This is a genomic window from Spirillospora sp. NPDC048819 (assembly GCF_040650055.1).
GTDB lineage: Bacteria > Actinomycetota > Actinomycetes > Streptosporangiales > Streptosporangiaceae > Spirillospora.
On sequence record NZ_JBEZGN010000014.1, the window covers coordinates 35637 to 53864 of the forward strand.

General features: G+C 72.8%; 17 protein-coding genes. 6 read left to right on the forward strand and 11 right to left on the reverse strand.

All coding sequences use genetic code 11. The features are described from left to right. Positions 1–13: 13 nt before the first annotated feature. The gene (locus AB0C35_RS20095) at positions 14–1480 is read right to left on the reverse strand and encodes a PLP-dependent aminotransferase family protein (protein ID WP_358457903.1); all 1467 of its coding nucleotides are present in this window, start codon (positions 1478–1480) and stop codon (positions 14–16) included. Positions 1481–1575: 95 nt separating this feature from the next. Here AB0C35_RS20095 and AB0C35_RS20100 point away from each other — a divergent pair, with 95 nt between their 5' ends. Then, on the forward strand, positions 1576–2205 hold the full coding sequence (locus tag AB0C35_RS20100; protein ID WP_358457904.1) for a hypothetical protein: 630 nt from the start codon (positions 1576–1578) through the stop codon (positions 2203–2205). Positions 2206–2209: 4 nt separating this feature from the next. Here the strand turns inward: AB0C35_RS20100 and AB0C35_RS20105 are convergent, their stop codons facing one another. From AB0C35_RS20105 to AB0C35_RS20115, 3 genes are all read right to left on the reverse strand, one after another. Then, entirely contained in the window at positions 2210–3100 is an 891-nt protein-coding gene (locus tag AB0C35_RS20105; RefSeq protein WP_358457905.1) for a hypothetical protein, read from the reverse strand. Beyond that, complete coding sequence (locus AB0C35_RS20110) at positions 3097–4071, reverse strand: LD-carboxypeptidase (RefSeq protein ID WP_358458166.1); 975 nt, start codon at positions 4069–4071, stop codon at positions 3097–3099. Before AB0C35_RS20110 ends, AB0C35_RS20105 begins: the two co-directional genes overlap by 4 nt. Before the next feature lie 223 nt (positions 4072–4294). Then, the gene (locus tag AB0C35_RS20115) at positions 4295–5062 is read right to left on the reverse strand and encodes a Sir2 family NAD-dependent protein deacetylase (RefSeq protein ID WP_358457907.1); all 768 of its coding nucleotides are present in this window, start codon (positions 5060–5062) and stop codon (positions 4295–4297) included. A gap of 144 nt (positions 5063–5206) precedes the next feature. Between AB0C35_RS20115 and AB0C35_RS20120 the strand changes: the two genes are divergently transcribed. Further along, positions 5207–6172 (forward strand): sulfotransferase, encoded by a 966-nt coding sequence (locus AB0C35_RS20120; protein WP_358457909.1) that lies wholly within the window; start codon positions 5207–5209, stop codon positions 6170–6172. 30 nt (positions 6173–6202) lie between these two features. Here AB0C35_RS20120 and AB0C35_RS20125 read toward each other — a convergent pair whose 3' ends face one another. Beyond that, entirely contained in the window at positions 6203–8203 is a 2001-nt protein-coding gene (locus AB0C35_RS20125; RefSeq protein WP_358458168.1) for an ABC transporter ATP-binding protein, read from the reverse strand. A 249-nt stretch (positions 8204–8452) separates the two neighbouring features. Between AB0C35_RS20125 and AB0C35_RS20130 the strand changes: the two genes are divergently transcribed. Further along, positions 8453–10387, forward strand: a complete 1935-nt coding sequence (locus AB0C35_RS20130) for a Xaa-Pro dipeptidyl-peptidase (protein ID WP_358457911.1) — start codon at positions 8453–8455, stop codon at positions 10385–10387. A 120-nt stretch (positions 10388–10507) separates the two neighbouring features. On the opposite strand, the gene AB0C35_RS20135 is transcribed toward AB0C35_RS20130, so the two are convergent. The 3 genes from AB0C35_RS20135 to AB0C35_RS20145 all read right to left on the reverse strand — a co-directional run bounded on the left by AB0C35_RS20135 (position 10508) and on the right by AB0C35_RS20145 (position 13441). Continuing rightward, positions 10508–11272, reverse strand: coding sequence for an enoyl-CoA hydratase/isomerase family protein (locus AB0C35_RS20135; protein WP_358457913.1), 765 nt, complete (start codon positions 11270–11272; stop codon positions 10508–10510). Positions 11273–11513: 241 nt separating this feature from the next. Then, on the reverse strand, positions 11514–11726 hold the full coding sequence (locus AB0C35_RS20140; RefSeq protein ID WP_021596738.1) for a helix-turn-helix domain-containing protein: 213 nt from the start codon (positions 11724–11726) through the stop codon (positions 11514–11516). 116 nt (positions 11727–11842) lie between these two features. Further along, positions 11843–13441 (reverse strand): ABC-F family ATP-binding cassette domain-containing protein, encoded by a 1599-nt coding sequence (locus AB0C35_RS20145; RefSeq protein WP_358457916.1) that lies wholly within the window; start codon positions 13439–13441, stop codon positions 11843–11845. 262 nt (positions 13442–13703) lie between these two features. Between AB0C35_RS20145 and AB0C35_RS20150 the strand changes: the two genes are divergently transcribed. Then, the gene (locus AB0C35_RS20150) at positions 13704–14462 is read left to right on the forward strand and encodes a VOC family protein (protein WP_358457918.1); all 759 of its coding nucleotides are present in this window, start codon (positions 13704–13706) and stop codon (positions 14460–14462) included. Positions 14463–14487: 25 nt separating this feature from the next. On the opposite strand, the gene AB0C35_RS20155 is transcribed toward AB0C35_RS20150, so the two are convergent. The 3 genes from AB0C35_RS20155 to AB0C35_RS20165 are packed head-to-tail and all read right to left on the reverse strand — an operon-like array spanning position 14488 to position 16544. Continuing rightward, on the reverse strand, positions 14488–15243 hold the full coding sequence (locus AB0C35_RS20155) for an AIM24 family protein (protein ID WP_358458170.1): 756 nt from the start codon (positions 15241–15243) through the stop codon (positions 14488–14490). A gap of 9 nt (positions 15244–15252) precedes the next feature. Then, positions 15253–15906 (reverse strand): AIM24 family protein, encoded by a 654-nt coding sequence (locus tag AB0C35_RS20160; protein ID WP_358457920.1) that lies wholly within the window; start codon positions 15904–15906, stop codon positions 15253–15255. After that, positions 15906–16544 (reverse strand): AIM24 family protein, encoded by a 639-nt coding sequence (locus AB0C35_RS20165; protein WP_358457922.1) that lies wholly within the window; start codon positions 16542–16544, stop codon positions 15906–15908. Before AB0C35_RS20165 ends, AB0C35_RS20160 begins: the two co-directional genes overlap by 1 nt. 70 nt (positions 16545–16614) lie before the next feature. Between AB0C35_RS20165 and AB0C35_RS20170 the strand changes: the two genes are divergently transcribed. Together AB0C35_RS20170 and AB0C35_RS20175 are read left to right on the forward strand one after the other, a co-directional pair. Next, positions 16615–17010: an ABC transporter permease gene (locus AB0C35_RS20170; RefSeq protein WP_358457924.1), complete on the forward strand. Its 396-nt coding sequence runs from the start codon at positions 16615–16617 to the stop codon at positions 17008–17010. 73 nt (positions 17011–17083) lie between these two features. Then, on the forward strand, positions 17084–18217 hold the full coding sequence (locus AB0C35_RS20175) for an EAL domain-containing protein (protein ID WP_358457926.1): 1134 nt from the start codon (positions 17084–17086) through the stop codon (positions 18215–18217). Positions 18218–18228 lie beyond the last annotated feature (11 nt).

An 18228-nucleotide genomic window follows, 5' to 3' on the forward strand; every position in this document is an offset into this window, starting at 1 on the left:
TGCTCTCCCCGGGTCAGACGTAGGCGGGAAGGGGGCGGGCGGCCGGGGCGGACTCGGCCTCGCGGTAGGCCAGGGCCAGGCGTTCCACGGCCAGGCGCAGCGTGTCCGGCGGCAGGACGTACGGCAGCCGGACATAGTCCTCCAGGACGCCGTCCACGCCGAACACCGGCCCGGCGACGACCCGGACGCCGAGCCGCTCGGCGGCCCCGGCGAGCGCCGTGGCGACCGGTGCGCCGATCCGCGCCCACAGCGACATGCCGCCGGCGGGCAGCCGGAACTCCCAGCCGGGCAGCAGCTCGCGCAGCGCCCCCGCGAGCGCGTCACGGCTGCACAGCAGGCTCTCGGCCCGCTCGGCGCGGACCTCGTCCACCCGCAGCAGCAACTCCCGGACGATCAGCTGGTCCAGCACCGGGCTCGCCATGTCGTACGGTTCACGGGCCAGCACCAGGCGGCGGGCCAGCGGTGCGGTGGTGCGGATCCAGCCGATCCGCAGGCCGCCCCACATCAGTTTGGACGCCGAGCCGATGGTGACGACCCGCCCGCCGGAGTCGTAGGAGGCCAGCGGCGCCTCGCGCGGCGCGGCGGGGTCGTGCGCGAGGTCGGCGAACGTCTCGTCGGCGACCAGGAACGCGTCGGCGCGGCGGCCGGCGTCGACGAGCGCGGCCCGCTCGGCGGAGGCCATCAGCAGCCCGGTCGGGTTGTGGAAGTCGGGGATCGTGTAGGCCATCCGGACGGCGGCCTGCCGCATGGCGCCCGCGGCGAGTTCGACGTCCCAGCCCTCGTTGACGCCGACGGGGACCAGCCGGGCGCCGCGGCGGCGCAGCGCCTCGAGCGCGTGCGGGTAGGTGGGGCGTTCGACCATGACGGCGTCGCCGGACTCGATGAGGACCTGTGACAGCAGCGTGAACGCGTGCTGCGCGCCGGTGGTGACGACGATCTGGTCGGGCCGGGTGGGGACGCCACGCGCCGTGTACCCGTCCGCGATGACCTGGCGCAGGCTCGGCAGCCCGGCGGGCTCGTAGCCGGGGCCGGAGCTGTAGCGGGGCAGTTCGTCGACGGCGGCGGCGACGGCCTCGCCGAAGATCGCCGGGGCGCCGGGGGCGGCGCAGCCGAGGTCGATGAACGTCGCGTCGTCGGGGACCGGGTGCGCCCTGCCGAACCGGCCGCCGGCGGCCGTGCTCCGCGGCTCGGCCGGCGACCGCCGCATCGGGGGCAGCACCGTCCAGCTTCCCGCGCCCTGGCGGCTCTCGATGTAGCCCTCGTCGCGGAGCCGGTCGTAGGCGGCGGTGACCGTGGTGCGGCTGACGCCCAGAGCGGCGGCCAGGTCGCGTTCGGCGGGCAACCGGGTCCGCAGCGCGAGCCGCCCGTCCAGGACGAGGGCGCGCACCGACCGGGCCAGCGCCGCGTAGACGGGGCGTTCGCGCGACACGTCCCCCAGCAGCCGGGCCAGATGCGGACCGCTCACATATCGAGTGCTCACACAAGCCACTTTCGCACATTGGCCCTATAAAAACCAGTCCACTCGGGCCAAGGTGAGCAAGGAAGATGGCCGGTTTTGGGCGAGGGAGCGGATCAATGGCCTTGATGGCACGCCGTCTGGTGCAGCTTTATGTCGGATTGGCCCTCTACGGGCTGGGGATCGCCCTGCAGGTGTCGTCGGGCCTCGGCAACGACCCCTGGGACGTCCTTCACCAGGGCCTGTCCCGGCGCTTCGGCCTGTCGATCGGCGCCTGGATCATCATCGCCGGCGCGCTGGTGATGCTCGCGTGGATCCCGCTGCGGCAGCGGCCCGGCATCGGGACCATCAGCAACGTCGTCCTCATCGGCGTCTTCGCGGACCTGTTCCTCTGGCTGCTGCCCACGCCGGAGGCGCTCGGCGTGCGCTGGGCGTACCTGGTCATCGCCGTCCTGGTGGGCGGTTTCGCGACCGGCTGCTATATCGGCGCCGGGCTCGGGCCGGGCCCGCGCGACGGCCTGATGACCGGCATCGCGGCGCGGGGCCACTCCATCCGCGTGGTGCGGACGGGGATCGAGCTGACCGTGCTGGCCACCGGCTGGCTGCTCGGCGGCACCGTCGGCATCGGAACGCTCCTGTACGCCGTCGCGATCGGCCCGCTGACGCACGTCCTGCTGCCCGCGCTGACGATCAAGCCCCGGACCGGCGCGCCGGCCCCGGAACCCGAGCCCGAACCCGCCCGCGCGTGATCGCTCAGTGCTCGGCGGCCAGGGTGGCGAGGACGGAGGAGAACTCCTCCGGCAGCACCAGCGAGTCGCCCTCGTAGCGGGTCTCCAGGTAGGAGAGCTCCCCAGCGCGCCACCAGTACAGGTGCGGGCTGAGGGAGCCCGGCCCGTCCTCGTAGGCGCGGTGGGCCTGGGCCTGCAGCTCGTTGGCCGCGGCCACGGCCGCGCGGTAGCGCGCCCTCGGGCACCCCTCGTTGATGCGGAGCGGATGCGCGACGATCAGGCTGCGGTTGGGGGCGATGACCAGCGCACCGTACGGCCCGATCGGCAGGTACTCCTCCAGCCAGGCCAGGTGGGTCACGGCGTAGAACGTCCAGCCGTGCAGGACCGAGACGCGGACGCCGCCGAGGTCCTGCTCGTCCACCTGGAGCGGCCCGTCGGCGCGGACGTTGGAGCGGCCGAGCATGAACAGCGCGTCGCCGGAGACGGGCCAGCCGTTCATCTCGTCGGTGCTGACGGTCCGGACGGAGGTGGGCGTGTCGACGACCACGACCTCGATCAGGCCGGGCGCGAACGGCCGCGCCGCCAGCACGCCGTTGTCGGCCTCGGCGGGGTAGATGCGGGTGCGCAGCAGATGCTGGGCGAGGTCGAAGTCGCTCAGGTCGAGCGGCTCCTCCATCGCGGTGACGATCGTGGTGACATGGTCGGAGACCAGCGCCGGCCAGTCGTCGCGGGGCACCAGCCGGGCGAGCTGCCGCAGGTCGCGCATGCTCACCGGCAGCCGCTGGACGCCCTCCAGCAGCATGATCTCACCGGGCGCGCGGTGGCAGGAGTAGCCGAGGCTCTCGGCCACCAGCACCAGCAGCGAGTCGAGGGTCCCGTCGTCGGCCGGTTCGGGACGGGCATGGCGGCCTCTCATCGCGCACCTCCCGGCGCTCGGAGGGTGAGCGCGGCCGCGGCCGGGGGGGCCAGTGCGGTCGTGTCGAGCACGGCGGGGGCGCCGAGTTCCAGTGTGCGCTGGTGCGGGCCGTGCCCGGCGGGGACGCCCGCCAGGACGGGGACGCCGAGCGGCCCGAGCCGCGCGGCGAACACCGAGTCGAGTTCGGCGGGGTCACCGCAGTCGCGCCAGGAGCCGAGCGCGATCCCGGCGGCGCCGTCGAACCAGCCGGCCTGGAGCAGCTGGACGAGCATGCGGTCGATCCGGTACGGCGCCTCGGTCACGTCCTCCAGGAACACGATGCGGCCCGCGGCGGGCGGCGGCGCGTACGGGGTGCCGAGCAGGGCCGTGAGGAGCGACAGGGTGCCGCCGGTGAGCGGACCCTCCGCGCGGCCCGGGCACAGCGCGTGCGTGCCGGGCAGGGCCGCCGGGCCGCCGAACAGCGCGGCGCGGAGACCGTCCAGCGTGCCGTCGTGGCGATCGTCCGCCCCGCCGCCGGCCAGGGCGGGACCGAGGTCGGCGATCACGCCGGCGGGCATGGGGCCGAACGACGTGGTGACGCGAAGGCGCGTTCCAAAAGCGGCGTGCAGGGCCGTGACGTCGCTGGAGCCGTGCAGGATCTTCGGGCCGCCGCCGGACGCCGCGGACGCCTCCGTCGCGGCGCGCAGGGCGTCCCAGTCGAGATGGTCCAGGACGCGGGTGGCGCCGTAGCCGCCCCGCGCGCAGATCACCGCACGGACGCGCGGGTCGCACCAGGCGGCCTGGAGGTCTGCGGCCCGGTCGGCGTCGCCTCCGGCGAGCCGGTGCCAGTCGTCGCGGACGGGGCCCGGCGAGCCGAGGTTGACACGGTCGAGGGCGTGCTTTCCGACCACGGCGTCAAGGCCCATGTCACGGAGTACGGCGCAGCCGGCCTCCAGTCGGGCGGGCTCCGCGGGGCCGCTCGGGGCGACCACGGCGACCCGGTCGCCGGGGCGCAACCGCCTATACCTGCGGGTTTGTCGCGTTTGCGGCAGTCCGCCGGGTACGCCGACGGCGGGCGCGTCGGCCGGCCCCTGGACCGCCTCCGCGCGGGCGCCCCCGCTTTTCAACCCGATCCCTCCTCGCACCGCAACGGATAGAGCTTGTCAGGATCCGGACGCCAGTGGAAGAGGCGCACGGTCACGACCCGCCAACAGATCATCGCCCGGTACCGAGCGCGATGCCGGCGAGACGCGGCAGGGTCTCGCCGATCGGCCGGCGCAGCACCGCGTCGGCCAGCCCATCGTACGGCGTCTCCTCCGCGTTGATGATCACCAGGCGGGCGCCGTGGTCGACGGCCTCCAGGCACAGCCCGGCGGCCGGCTGGACGGTCAGCGACGTGCCCACGGCCAGGAACAGGTCGCAGGAGCGCGCCGCGATGACGGCCGCGTCCAGGACGTCCTGGTCCAGGGCCTGGCCGAACGAGATCGTCGCGGACTTCTGAACGCCGCCGCATTCCACGCACGGCGGGTCGTCCTCCCCCGCGTCGAGCCGCTCGAAGATCTCCGGCATCGGGGTGCGCAGGTCGCAGGACAAGCACACGGCGTCCCGGACGGTGCCGTGGATCTCGATGACCGTCGCGTCGCCCGATCCGGCGCGCTGGTGCAGGCCGTCGATGTTCTGGGTGATCAGGGCGCGGAGCCGCCCGGCCCGCTCCAGCTCGACGAGGGCGGCGTGCGCGGCGTTCGGCTCGGCGTCCCACAGCGGGCTGCCGCGCCGGGACCGCCAGGCGCGGCGCCGCACCTCCGGGTCGGCGAGGTAGGCGCCGATCGTGGACATCGCCTCCGCCGCCGGGTCCTTCGTCCAGACGCCCTGCGGACCGCGGAAGTCCGGGATGCCGCTGTCGGTGGATATCCCGGCGCCGGTGAGGACCGTGATCGCCTCGGCCTTCGGCAAAAGTTCGGCGAGCGTCAGGGGAGCGTCCATCTTCCCCATGGTAGGTCCCGGGCGAACCTGCCCGCCCCGGCCGGGTCCAGCCGGGTTCGCCCTGTTTAACAGATGGATATCGGTCGGCCCTTACGGAGGGTCACGGACGGAGCAGGCCTCAAAAGGTGACAAACTTGGCCCCGTATGAGGTCGACGCCGCACATCCTGGTGATCAACGGCACCAAGGTCCGCCGCCCGGTGTTCATCCTGGGCGCGCCGCACTCGGGTGCGGGATTGCTGGCGCGCGCGGTCAAGCGCTCCCCCGGATTCCACCTGACGACGGGCCGTCCCGGTGTGCTGCGCGTCACCTACGCGTTCGCCCGGCAGCCGTCGATCGCGACGGAGCGCGGGAAGGGGGCGGCGCGGGTGCTCCGCGACGCCTACGCCGAGGCGTGGCTGGTGTCACCCCGCGGCTGCGCGGAATGCCCGGACGAGTGCCGTGAGCTGGGCGGGCTGCCACCGCGGCCGTCCGCCGCGGCCGGCCGTCCCGGCCAGCCCGGCGACCTTCCGGAGCCGTGCGTCGAGCCGCGCGGGCTGGCCCGGTTCGCCGACGCGTCGCCCGACCTGATCTACAGCACGGACGTGCTCCTGGACGCCTTCCCCGACGCGCAGCTCGTGCAGGTGATCCGGGACGGCCGCGACGTCGTCGCCGACATGCTGGACGACGAACGCTGCCTGGCCTGGTTCAAGCCGGGCTTGGCCAACCTGGACACGGTCTTCCCCAACCCGTTCCTCGGCGTAGAGGACCACACCGAGCGGAACCGGTGGCCGCGCGCGGCCACCGCCGTCAAGTGCGCGCTGCGCTGGCGGGGCGCGGTGCGGCTGAGCGCGAAACTCCGCCGGCAGGTCCCGGAGGACCAGCTGTTCACCGTCCGTTACGAGGAACTGGTGGCCAGGCCGCGCCGCGTGGGCACGGACCTGTCGGAGTACCTGGACGCGCCGCTGTCCAAGACGGCCCTGACGGGGCTGGTCCGCGTCGGGGCGCCGAGCGACGACCACGGTGTCGGATCATGGCGGGACCGCCTGACGCCGCGGCAGGCCGCCCAGGTCGAGAAGGTCGCCGGGACCGAGCTGCGGCGGCTCGGCTACCAACTCGGCTCCGACGCCTGAGTCCGCCCGGCGGCCGGTCCGCCCGCGCCGCTACTCCGCGCCGAGCGGCTCGGTCTGGCGCTCCTCGTCGCGCTGGTGCGCGAACTGGGTGCGGTACAGCTCGGCGTACAGGCCGCCCTGCAGCAGCAACTCCTCGTGCCGCCCGCGCTCGGCGACCCGGCCGTCGTCGATCACCAGGATCAGGTCGGCCTCCCGGATCGTCGACAGCCGGTGCGCGATCACCAGGGACGTCCGCCCGGCCAGCGCCGTGCGCAGCGCCCGCTGCACGGCCGCCTCGGACTCGGAGTCCAGGTGCGCGGTCGCCTCGTCCAGCACCACCACGGACGGCGCCTTGAGCAGCAGCCGGGCGATCGCGAGACGCTGCTTCTCCCCGCCCGACAGGCGGTAGCCGCGGTCGCCGACGACGGTGTCGAGGCCCTCGGACATGTCGGCGACGAGGCCGCCGATCTGCGCGGCCTCCAGCGCGTCGTGGATCTCCTCATCGGTGGCGTCCGGGCGGGCGTAGCGCAGGTTCTCGCGGATCGAGTCGTGGTACAGGTGCGCGTCCTGGGTTACGACGCCGATCTCGGCGCGCAGCGATTCGAGTGTGACGTCGCGGACGTCGGCGCCGCCGATCCGCACCGCGCCCTCGGTGACGTCGTACAGCCGCGACACCAGGTGCGTGATCGTCGACTTGCCCGCGCCGGACGGCCCGACGAGCGCGACGAGCCGGCCGGGCTCGGCGGTGAAGTCGATGTCGTGCAGGACCTCGCGTCCGGGGGCGGTGTCGGTGCGCGCGATCGACTCCAGCGAGGCCAGCGACACCTCGTCCGCCGACGGGTAGGCGAACCGGACGTGGTCGAACTCGATCGACGGCGCGCCCCGGCCCCCCGATCCCGCGCTGCCCTCGGAGGCCTTGGCGAGCTTGACGTTCTCCTTGACGTCCTTGGTCAGGCGCGTGCCGTTCCCGGCGGGCCCGCGCGCCTCGCCGAGCGTGCGGGCGTCGTCGCGGTCGCGGATCAGCGGCTTGAGGTCGAGCACCTCGAACACGCGGTCGAAGCTGACCAGCGCGGTCATGACGTCCACGTGGACGTTGGACAGGGCCGTGAGCGGCCCGTACATCCGGGTCAGCAGGGTCGCCAGCGCGACCAGCGTGCCGAGTTCCAGGGCGCCGTTGACGGCGAGCGCGCCGCCGACGCCGTAGACCATGGCCGTGGCCAGGGCCGCGACAAGCGTCAGCGCGGTGAAGAAGACCCGGCCGTACATGGCCGCGATGATGCCGATGTCGCGGACCCGCGCGGCGCGCCCGGAGAAGTTCTCCTCCTCCTCGGCGGGCCGCCCGTACAGCTTGGCGAGCATCGCGCCGGCGACGTTGAACCGCTCGGTCATCAGCGAGCCCATCTCGGCGTCCAGCACCATCTGCTCACGGCTGACGCGCTGGAGGCGCTTGCCGACCCACTTGGCCGGCAGGATGAAGATCGGCAGCAGCAGCAGCGCGATCAGCGTGACCTGCCACGACAGGATCAGCATGGTGGCCACCACCAGGATCAGGCTGATCACGTTGGAGACCACCGACGACAGGGTGGTGGTGAGGGCGCGCTGCGCGCCGATGACGTCGTTGTTGAGACGGCTGACGAGCGAGCCCGTCTGCGCCCGCATGAAGAACGCGACGGGCTGCCGCTGGACGTGCGCGAACACCTGGCTGCGCAGGTCGTAGATGAGGCCCTCGCCGACGCGCGCCGAGTACCACCGCTGCACGAGGCCGAGGACGGCCTCCACCAGCGCGAGCCCCGCGACGGCGACGGCGAGCCAGATGACCAGGCTCTGCCGTCCCTGCACGATGCCGCGGTCGATGATCGCCTTCAGCAGCAGCGGGTTCGCGACCACGATCAGCGCCGACAGCGAGTTCAGGGCGAGGAACAGCCCCAGTTCCCGGACGTAGGGACGGGCGTACCCCGCGATCCGCCCGACCGTGCCGGGCTTGAGCTTCTGCCGGGTGACGCTGCTGTCCTTGCGGAACGAGGCCATCACCTGCCAGCCGTTGCCCGGCATTCCCGGCATTCCCACAAACGCCTCCGAGGTCCGCCGCGCGACCGCGGGAGCGGCGGCCGCGCATGAACGTAATCAAGTAAGCATCTCAGTATCCGGCCGGGACAACGCGCGCCGGACAGCCCCCCTTCCCGCGTCCGCTCTTGGCGTAACCACGAGTGGACGGGGGCTGGAGGACGGTGGACTTCGGTTCACCGGCGGAGTAAAAGTGATCAACCCCTTTCGTCAGGCTCACACCCCCCGGGAGCCCCGATGACACAACGCCTCCCGCGAGGCGGCGCCGGCGTGGCCACCCTCACCGCGGCGCTGCTCGCCCTCACCGCGCTCCCCGCCGAGGCGGCCGGCCCCACCGGGTCCTCGCCGCCCGGACGGCATTCCGGCACGGCGCCCACCGTGAAGGGCGGCGAGACACAGCCGGTCTTCTCCCGTGCCGACGCCGTCACCCAGACCGTCAACATCGAGACCACCGCCGACAGCGACCGCGACGGGGTCCGGGACCGCGTGCAGCTGCGGATCATGCGCCCGAAGGAGACCGACACCGCCGGCCTCAAGGTCCCGACGATCCTGGAGCCGAGCCCGTACTGGGCCGGCGGCAACGACGTCGTCAACCACCCCGTCGACATAGGCGACGCGCGGGCCGGGGCCTTCGCCGCGCCGCAGCGCAACCTCGCCGCCCTGTTCCCCGGGTACTACGACAACTACTTCCTGCCGCGCGGGTACGCCGTCGCCGACCTGGACAGCATCGGGACGGGCGGTTCCACCGGCTGCCCGACCTCCGGGGACCGCAGCGAGCAGGCCGGCGCCAAGGCGGCGGTCGACTGGCTGAACGGCCGCGCCCGGGGCTGGGCGCCGGACGGGACGCCCGTCACGGCGGACTGGTCGACCGGCGACGTCGGCATGATCGGGCAGTCGTACAACGGGACGCTGCCGAACATGGCCGCAGCGACGGGCGTGACGGGGCTGAAGGCCATCGTCCCGATCGCGGCGATCTCCAGCTGGTACGACTACTACCGCGCGAACGGCGGGGTCCTCGCCCCCGGTGGTTTCCAGGGCGAGGACCTGGACGTCCTGGCCAAGTACGTGCTGACCCGGGAGAACCCGGAGGTCTGCGCGGAGATCATCGACGGGATCGAGGCGGCGCAGGATCGCGAGACCGGCGACTACAGCGAGGTCTGGGCCGCTCGTGACTACGTCGGCCAGGCCAAGAACGTGCGGGCCGCGGTCATGGTCGTGCACGGCCTGAACGACTGGAACGTGAAGACGAAGAACTCCGTCCAGTGGTGGAACGCGTTGAAGAAGGCGGGTGTCCCCCTCAAGCTGTGGCTGCACCAGGGCAGTCACGCGACGCCGTTCCGCTGGCGTGTCGAGGAGTGGCTGCGGCAGACGCACCGCTGGTTCGACCGCTACCTGTACGGTATCCGCAACGGCATCGAGCACGAGCCCCGCGTCGACGTCCAGCACGCGGACGGGACGTGGGAGACCGCGCGGGACTGGCCGGTCCCGGGGACCCGCACCGTGCCGCTCGCCCTGAACGCCGGACCTTCCGGTCAGCCCGGAAGGCTGGCCCTGTGGCCCCGCCGCGGCGCGACGCAGTCGTTCGTCGACGAGGGCAGGACCCGCACGGCCGAGCAGCTCCTCGTGAACGAGGACCGGGCCGATCCGGGGCGCCTGGCGTTCCTGACGCCGCCGCTGCACGCGCCCGTCCGGGTGAACGGCACACCCGGGATCACGCTGCGCGCGTCCCTCGACGGGCGCTCGCCGTACCTGACGGCGCTGCTGGTCGACTACGGCACCGGAACCCGCCCCACGGGCCGCCGCACCGACACCGGTGAGCGCGTCTGCTACGGCCAGGGCGTGCCGGGCGACGACGGCTGCACGACGCGCCAGGCCCTGGAGACCGAGACGGCCCCCTACAAGATCATCACGCGGGGCTGGCTGGACGCGCGGAACCGGCATGATCCGGCCCGCACGGAGCCGATCAGGCCCGGCCAGACCTACACCTTCAGGTGGGACCTCCAGCCGACTGACTACACCGTGGAGCCGGGACACCGGATCGGCGTGATCGTGCTGTCCACCGACTACGACTACACGCTCCGCTACCCGGCCGGAACCGAGGTCACCGTCGAGCCGGGCGTCAGCCGGATCCTGCTGCCGCTCGCCGGCGGCGGCCGCAGAGCCCTGCGCTAGGTACGGCTAGGCCGGACGCGGTCGCGGCGGGCCGTCCCCATGGACGCCCATCGGGGCGGCCCGCCGCCGTCCACCTCCGCAACATGCTGAGGGAACGGGCGGCGGGCCGCCATCCGGCGATCAGCGCGCGAACAGCTCGCGCAGCCGGCCGATCTGCTCGCGCCGCTCGGCGGCGCACTGCTCTTCGAGGGTGTTCTCGGCGGCCTGCCACAGCAGCCGCTTGGTGGCGACGGCGGCGCCGGGGTTCACCGCGAGCAGCGCGGTGACCAGGTCGCGGACGGCGTCGTCCAGGCCGTCGCGCGGGACGACCGTCTCGGCGAGCCCGATCCGGGACGCCTCGTCGGCGAGGACGGTGCGGGCGGTGAGGCACAGCTCCAGCGCCCGCCCGATGCCGACGACCTCGACGAGCGGCTTGGTGCCGGTCAGGTCGGGGACGAGCCCGAGCGCGGGCTCCTTCATGCAGAACTTGGTGTCGTCGGCGATCACGCGGACGTCGCACGCCAGCGCGAGCTGGAAGCCGCCGCCGATGGCGTGGCCGTGCACCGCCGCGACGGTGACGATCTCGGGGCGGCGCAGCCAGGTGTAGCCCTCCTGCAGCTCCGCGATGAACCGGTCGGCGGCCTCGGGGTCGGAGCCGTCGGCGAACCCCTCGCCCTCGCCGGAGAACATGCCGAGGTCGATGCCCGCCGAGAAGCTCGGGCCCTCGCCCCGCAGGACGACCACGCGGACGCCGGCGGGCAGGGAGCGGCCGATCGCCGCGAGGCCGCGCCAGGTCGCGAACGTCATCGCGTTGCGCCGCTCGGGCCGGTTCAGCGTGACGGTCGCGACGGCGCCGTCCACCTCGAACCGCAGCCCGCCCTCATCGAGCACGCCCTCATCAAGCACGTCCTCATCAAGCACGGGCCGATCGATTACGGCCGGGTCGAGCACCGCCGGATCCGTGACCGTTTCCGGCCGTCCGTCCGTGTTCGCGTCCGCCATTGGCCTCCCTTTCGATGAGCACCACGGGCCCGCCCCGCCGTCCACGGGGCGGGACCCGGCGCCTGTCCGCCGCCGCGACCGAACCTTACTCGGCCGGTCGCGGCGCCGGTTCAGGCGGTGCGCTCATCCGGGGGCCGGGGTCCGTTCAGGACTTCTTGCCCCGGGTCGCGCCGCCGCGACCGCGCAGGTTGACGCCGGACTCGGTCAGAATCCGGTGGATGAAACCGTACGAGCGGCCGGTGGCGGCTGCCAGGGCGCGGATGCTCTCGCCGGAGTCGTACCTCTTCTTCAGGTCCGCCGCCAGCTTGTCGCGCTCGGCACCGGTCACGCGGGTGCCCTTCTTAAGGGTCTCGGCCACGAGTACCTCCCGTAGTGATGTGGTGACCGCTGCGTTATCCCCCGCCATGATCAGTCATTCCCGCCGGTTCGGCTACCCACTCGGCCAGAAAAGATCTGCGGAAGTCACCCCGCAGGTCACGCGAGCGCCACCAGATCGGCAAACTCGTCACTCCAGATGTCTTCCACACCATCCGGCAGCAAAATCACTCTTTCCGGCGCGAGCGCGCCGACGGCGCCCTCATCGTGGGTCACCAGGACGATCGCCCCGGCGAACGTCCGCAGCGCCTCGAGGATCTCCGCGCGGCTGGCCGGATCGAGGTTGTTGGTGGGCTCGTCCAGCAGCAGGACGTTCGCGCTCGACACCACCAGCATCGCCAGCGCCAGCCGGGTCTTCTCGCCTCCGGACAGGACGCCCGCGGGCTTGTCGACGTCGTCGCCGGAGAACAGGAACGAGCCGAGGATCTTGCGGACCTCGACGGGCGCCATGCCGGGCGCGGCCGACTGCATGTTCTCCAGGACGGACCGGTCGACGTCCAGGGTCTCGTGCTCCTGGGCGTAGTAGCCGACCCGCAGGCCGTGACCGGCCACCACCGACCCGGTGTCGGGCTCGTCGACGCCCGCCAGCAGGCGAAGCAGGGTCGTCTTGCCCGCGCCGTTCAGGCCCAGGATGACCACGCGGCTGCCCCGGTCGACGGCCAGGTCCACGTCGGTGAAAATCTCCAAAGATCCGTACGATTTCGACAAACCCTCCGCGGTAAGGGGGGTTTTGCCGCACGGTGCCGGTTCCGGGAAGCGGATCTTGGCGACCTTGTCGGCCCGCCGCTCCCCCTCGACGCCCGCCAGCAGGCTCCGGGCGCGCCGGTCCATCTGCTGGGCCGCCTTGGCCTTGGTGGCCTTGGCGCGCATCTTGTCGGCCTGCGACAGCAGCGCCGACGCCTGCCGCTGCGCGTTGGCCGTCTCGCGCTTCCGGCGCCGCTCGTCGGTCTCGCGCTGCTCCAGGTACTTCTTCCAGCCGACGTTGTAGATGTCGACCACGCTGCGGTTGGCGTCCAGGTGGAAGACCCGGTTGACCACGGCGTCCAGCAGCTCCACATCGTGGCTGATCACGACGAGGCCGCCCTGGTGGGACTTCAGGAAGTCGCGGAGCCAGACGATGGAGTCGGCGTCCAGGTGGTTGGTCGGCTCGTCCAGCAGCAGGGTGTCGGCGCCGGAGAACAGGATGCGCGACAGCTCCACCCGGCGCCGCTGGCCGCCCGACAGCGTCCCGAGGGGCTGGGTCATCACGCGGTCCGGCAGGCCGAGGCTGGAGGCGATCGAGGCGGCCTCGGCCTCCGCGGAGTAGCCGCCGAGCACGTGCAGCCGCTCCTCCAGCCGGCCGTACCGGCGGACGGCCTTGTCGCGGTCGGCGCCCGACGCGGCCGCCATCGCGTCCTCGGCGGCGCGCAGCTTGCGGATGACCTCGTCCAGCCCGCGGGCGGACAGGATGCGGTCGCGGGCCAGCTCCGTGAGGTCGACGTCGCGGGGGTCCTGCGGCAGGTAGCCGATGGTGCCGGAGGACGTCACGGCGCCCTGCGCGGGCAGCGCCTCCCCGGCCAGCACCTTGGTGAGGGTGGTCTTGCCGGCGCCGTTGCGGCCGACGAAACCCACCCGGTCGCCGGGGTTGACCCGGAACGTGGCGGTCTCGATCAGCAGCCGGGGTCCGGCGCGCAGCTCGATGTCTTTCGCGATGATCACAGTGACAGGGCTCCCCTGACGGACGGCTCGGTGGACAGGCACGAAGAGGCGCGCCGCACGGTCACCGTGGGACCGGGGCGCGCCTGGCGCACTGTCAGTTCGGGAGCGGAACCATTCGTCCAGTGTACGGGACGGGCTGCGGGCCCCGCCCCGCCGCCCGTCCCGCGCCGATCGATCCGGATCCGATGTGTGAACGCCGAGCTCGGGGCCAGGATGGGAGTGAGGGGCGTGCGGCGGCACGAGACGAAGGAGTGTGAGCGCGATGACCCAGGTCACGAGCAACGTGGCGGAAGGGACGCCCAACTGGCTCGACATCGGCGTCCCCGACATCGACCGCGCCAGGACGTTCTACGGGACGCTCCTCGGCTGGGAGTTCCAGGACGCGGGCCCCGAGGCGGGGCACTACAACCAGTGCCTCCTGCGCGGGGAGTCCGTCGCCGGGATGATGCTGAACCCGGAGGACCAGCCCGACGTGTACTGGTGGGCCGTCTACTTCGCCGCCGACGACTGCGACGGCGTCGTCAAGCGCGCCGCCGACGCGGGCGCGGAGGTCGTCGTCCCGGCCATGGACGTGATGGACCTCGGCCGCATGGCGATCCTCAAGGACCCGCAGGGCGGGCAGTTCGGCCTGTGGGAGGGCCGCAGCCACCCCGGTTCCCGGATCGTGAACGAGCCGGGATCGTTCGTCTGGAACGAGCTGGTCACCACCGACTCGGGACCCGCCTGCGAGTTCTACAAGGCGGTGTTCGGGTACGAGCTTGAGCCGATGCCGGGCGACATGGACTACACCGTCCTGCGTCGTCCCGACGGCCGCTACGTCGGCGGCGACGGCCCGGTCCCGTCCTGGACGACGACGTTCGCGGTCGACGACGCCGACGCGGCGGTCCGGACGGTCCGGGACGGCGGCGGCACCGTCGACTCCGAGCCGGTCGACAGCCCGTACGGCCGGTACGCCGCCGTCCGCGACCCGTTCGGCGTCCCGTTCAACGTGATGAAGCCCGCACCCGAGCCGGAGGTGTGACCCGCCTCGGGCCGCGCCTCCCGCCTCACCCCTGGCGCTCGGCGGCGAGCCGCTGGGCGATCGTCTGCTGGAGCCGCTGGAGCCCGGACGTGCCGACCAGCCCGATCTGGCCTTCGAGGTCGCGCAGCAGGACGTCCTCGCGCATGACGACCTCGGACGACTGCATCAGCACGGTGCCCTCGCCGGTGAAGTCGAACTGGTGCTCCTCGCCGGACGAGCCGCCGACGCCGAGGATCATCCGGGCGGCGCCGAACGCACCGCGCATGTAGGAGTGGTCGTAGTGGTGGCACGGGGACGGGCAGTCGGCCCAGCCGAGCAGTGCCTGCGGGTCGATCCTGATCGGCGGCTCGACGAAGTGGACGGGGCCGTTGGAGGCGGCGACGAACCGCCCCGTGCCGATCAGCGTCAGGAACCCGGGGATGATCGACTGCTTGAGCTCCAGGCCCGGCTCGAACGCCAGGAGGTTCCCGGCCCGGACCGTGAGGTTGCCGTTGTCGAGGTCGAAGGAGTTGACGTCGAACCCGCGGTCGGCGAGGACGAGCTTGCCCTGCCCCTGCGCGACGATCCAGTCCTGCGCGTACAGCGGGGAGTTGAAGGTGTGCGCGACGAGGGAGTCCAGCGGCCCCGCCGACAGCGCCTCGAACCTGATCTGCCCGTAGTAGGCGATCATCTTGCCCTTCTGCGCGAACCACTGCCCGTTGAGGTCGACGCTGAAGGCGTAGGGGTTGACGTTGTCGTTGGACGGGAGCGTCCCGGCGTTCCAGGTCTGCGTGCCGAACATGCTCACGGGTCAGATCTTCCTCTCGCTGGCCTGGACGTAGACGACGCCGGTGCCGCTCAGCTGGAGCTGGAAGCCCTCGCCGGAGCCCCGCCCCATCATCTCGCGCAGGCCCACCGCCGTGGTGAGCTTGTTCTCCACCTGGCCGCGGTGCGCGACGTACGCCTGCGGGTCGACGTGGACGGGACGCTGCGGGCTGATCGGCATCTCCATCACGCCGCCGTGCGACAGCAGCGCGCACGAGCCGTGCCCCATCAGCGTCGTGGTGAACAGGCCCTGCCCGGTGACCGCGCCGCGGACCATGCCGCGCACACCGCCCTGCTCGCCCATGAACATCGTCCCGACCTGCAGCGAGGCGTCGTGCACGAGCAGCCGGTCGGCCTCGGCGTAGAGCGTGTCGGCGCCGTTCAGGTCGACGACGGTGATCTCCAGCCCGGCGTGGCCGAACAGGACGCTGCCCTGCCCGGTCACGTGCATCATCGCGGTGCGCTCCCCCGCGACGGCGCGTCCGATGGTGCCGCCGATGCCCTGCCCGGCGGTGGTGGACGGCGCGAACGACACCGGCCCGGTGTAGCCGAGCATCGCGCCGCGCTTGCTGTAGACCTCCTGGCCCGGCCCGATCGGCACCTGGAGCATCTTCTGGTTGATCGACTGGTAGCCCGGCATCAGATCTCCAGAATTCCGCCGCGTTCGGAAGGCTGGACGTACACCAGCCCGTGTCCCGAGTACCGGAACTGCACGCTCTCCCCCGATCCCTGGCCGATCACCGTGCGCCAGTTGACGTCGGTGACCACGTCCTGCTGGAGCTGGCCGTGATGGCAGACGTAGGCGTGGGGGTCGACGCACAGCGGCGACTGGGGCGACACCTCCAGCGCGATCGCCGGCCCCTCCGACAGGACGGCGACCGTCCCGTGCCCTTCCACCTTGGTCGTGGCGAGCCCCTGGCCGGTCCCCATGCCCCGCAGCCCGACGAAATGGACGCCGGTCTGCAGATTCCCGTCGAGGGCCAGGAGGCTCTCCGACTCCACGAACAGCGTGTCGCCGGCGAGCTGGACGAGCGTGACCTCCGTCGCCTCGCTCGCCAGGTAGACCGTCCCCTGCCCGGTGACCTCCATGAGGGTCATGCCCTCACCGGCGATCCTGCGTTTGAGGGCGCCGCGAAGGCCCTCGCCACCCGTCATGCCCTGCCGCTTGAACGCCATCTGGCCCTCGTAGGCGACCATGGATCCGTTCAGCGCCCTGATGGTCTCGCCGCCGAGGTCGACGGCGAGCATCTTCGAGCCGTTCATCCGAAATTGCGCCACGGAGCGAGAAGATACAGGCCCCGGCGCGTTGACGGCTCGCCTTGACCCCGGATCGGGAAGGATGAGGACCATGTGGATCGCTCCCGAACGCCGCAGTCTCGGCCGGTGGGCCGTACCCGGGCTCGTCCTGAGCGCCGGTGTGGTGGTCGGGGCCGTGCTCGCCGCCGACGGGCGGTCCGGGACGGCCCTGGTCGCGCTCGCCGCGCTGGCCGGCTACGCGGCGTACCTGGCGTACCGGCGCAACGAACCGGCGCTGCCGGTCAGCGAGGGCTTCGGGTCCGGCACCCGGGCCCGCGCGCACCTGCGGGCCGCCGCGATGACGGGCGACGTGCTGACCGTCGCGGTGGTCGGCGCGCTGATCGTCCAGTCGCTGCGCGGCGCCGACATCACCGCCTACGTGTGGCTCGCCGCGGTCGCGGGGGTGACCTACTTCCTGTCGGCGCTCGCCGGCGGCCGCGGCCTCTGAGCCCATGCGAACTGTGGGTTAACTTCTTCCTACAAGTCCGGTTTCAGGGCCTGATGGGCGGCATGATGCGGCTGTGTCAGCCGTCGAAGTCCCAGACGCCCTCCTCCCGGCCCGGGCGGTGTTCCGGCCCGTCGTCGACCTCGGCACCGGCACCGTCGTGGCCGTCGAGGCGCACGCGGCGCCGCCCGGCTCGACCGGTCCGATGCGCTTCGATCCGGCGTCGGAGGACGTGCGCCGCGCCGTGGAGGCGGCCCGCGCCGCCGCCGGCCTCGGCACCCCGCTGCCGCTGCAGATCGGCCTGCGCGCCGAGACGCTCTCCGGCGGCGACGACCTCCTCGCCGAACTGCACCACGGCCTCGGCGACACCGGCCGGCGCCCGCAGGAGATCATCATCTGCGTCGCGGGCGGCTTCCCGCCCGCGATGCGCCCGCCCGTCACCGCCGCGATGGCGCGGCTGCGCGCGGCCGGGTACCTCGTCGCGCTGGCCGGCCTCGGCGCCGCCCACGCGCCCCTGGACCTTCTCGCGGACGGTACGTCCTACCTTCTGAAACTCGACCCGGAACTGGCCCGCAGAGCGGTCGGCGAGCCGCGCCGGGCGGCGCTGGTGCGGAGCCTGGTCGAGCTGGCGCACCGGCTGGAGACGCACGTCCTGGCGCCGCAGATGGCGACCCGCGAGCAGGTGCTGCACATGCGCGACGCCGGTGTGCGGCTCGTCCAGGGCCCCGCGCTCGCACCGCCGGGGTGGCTGCCGGGTGCGCCGGTCACCATCCCGGTCGCGGCCCGCGAGGAACCCGTCCGGGCGGACGCGGGGCTCGGGCCGCGGGTCTCGGAGTTCACGCTCCCGGCGGTGACCATGCCCCACACGGCGACCGCCGGCGAGGTGCTCGACGCGCTGAACGCCGAGACCGGGATCACCAGCATCGTCCTGGTCGACGAACGGCAGCGGCCACGGTCCGCGGTCGACCGGACGCGTTTCCTGCTGCGGCTGTCCGGCGCCTACGGGCACGCGCTGCACGCCCGCAGGCCCGCCGCGCGGCTGGCCGACCCGCCCCGCCCGGTGCCGCGCACCGTCCCGGCGGTCGCGGCGCTGCGGGCCGCCGGGAAGGAGGACGAGCGCGTCTACGACGACCTGGTCGTGGTGGACGAGGTGGGCCGCTGCCTGGGCATCGTCCGCGTCGCCGACCTGATCCGCGGCCTGTCGCGCTGAGATCGTCTCTG

What these genes read in the sequence shown, in the direction of transcription:
- AB0C35_RS20100 (WP_358457904.1), top strand. Translation starts at nt 1,576, where the DNA reads ATGGCCTTGATGGCACGCCGTCTGGTGCAGCTTTATGTCGGATTGGCC.
- AB0C35_RS20105 (WP_358457905.1), bottom strand. Translation starts at nt 3,100, where the DNA reads ATGAGAGGCCGCCATGCCCGTCCCGAACCGGCCGACGACGGGACCCTC.
- AB0C35_RS20115 (WP_358457907.1), bottom strand. Translation starts at nt 5,062, where the DNA reads ATGGACGCTCCCCTGACGCTCGCCGAACTTTTGCCGAAGGCCGAGGCG.
- AB0C35_RS20120 (WP_358457909.1), top strand. Translation starts at nt 5,207, where the DNA reads ATGAGGTCGACGCCGCACATCCTGGTGATCAACGGCACCAAGGTCCGC.
- AB0C35_RS20125 (WP_358458168.1), bottom strand. Translation starts at nt 8,203, where the DNA reads ATGCCGGGCAACGGCTGGCAGGTGATGGCCTCGTTCCGCAAGGACAGC.
- AB0C35_RS20130 (WP_358457911.1), top strand. Translation starts at nt 8,453, where the DNA reads ATGACACAACGCCTCCCGCGAGGCGGCGCCGGCGTGGCCACCCTCACC.
- AB0C35_RS20150 (WP_358457918.1), top strand. Translation starts at nt 13,704, where the DNA reads ATGACCCAGGTCACGAGCAACGTGGCGGAAGGGACGCCCAACTGGCTC.
- AB0C35_RS20155 (WP_358458170.1), bottom strand. Translation starts at nt 15,243, where the DNA reads ATGTTCGGCACGCAGACCTGGAACGCCGGGACGCTCCCGTCCAACGAC.
- AB0C35_RS20160 (WP_358457920.1), bottom strand. Translation starts at nt 15,906, where the DNA reads ATGCCGGGCTACCAGTCGATCAACCAGAAGATGCTCCAGGTGCCGATC.
- AB0C35_RS20170 (WP_358457924.1), top strand. Translation starts at nt 16,615, where the DNA reads ATGTGGATCGCTCCCGAACGCCGCAGTCTCGGCCGGTGGGCCGTACCC.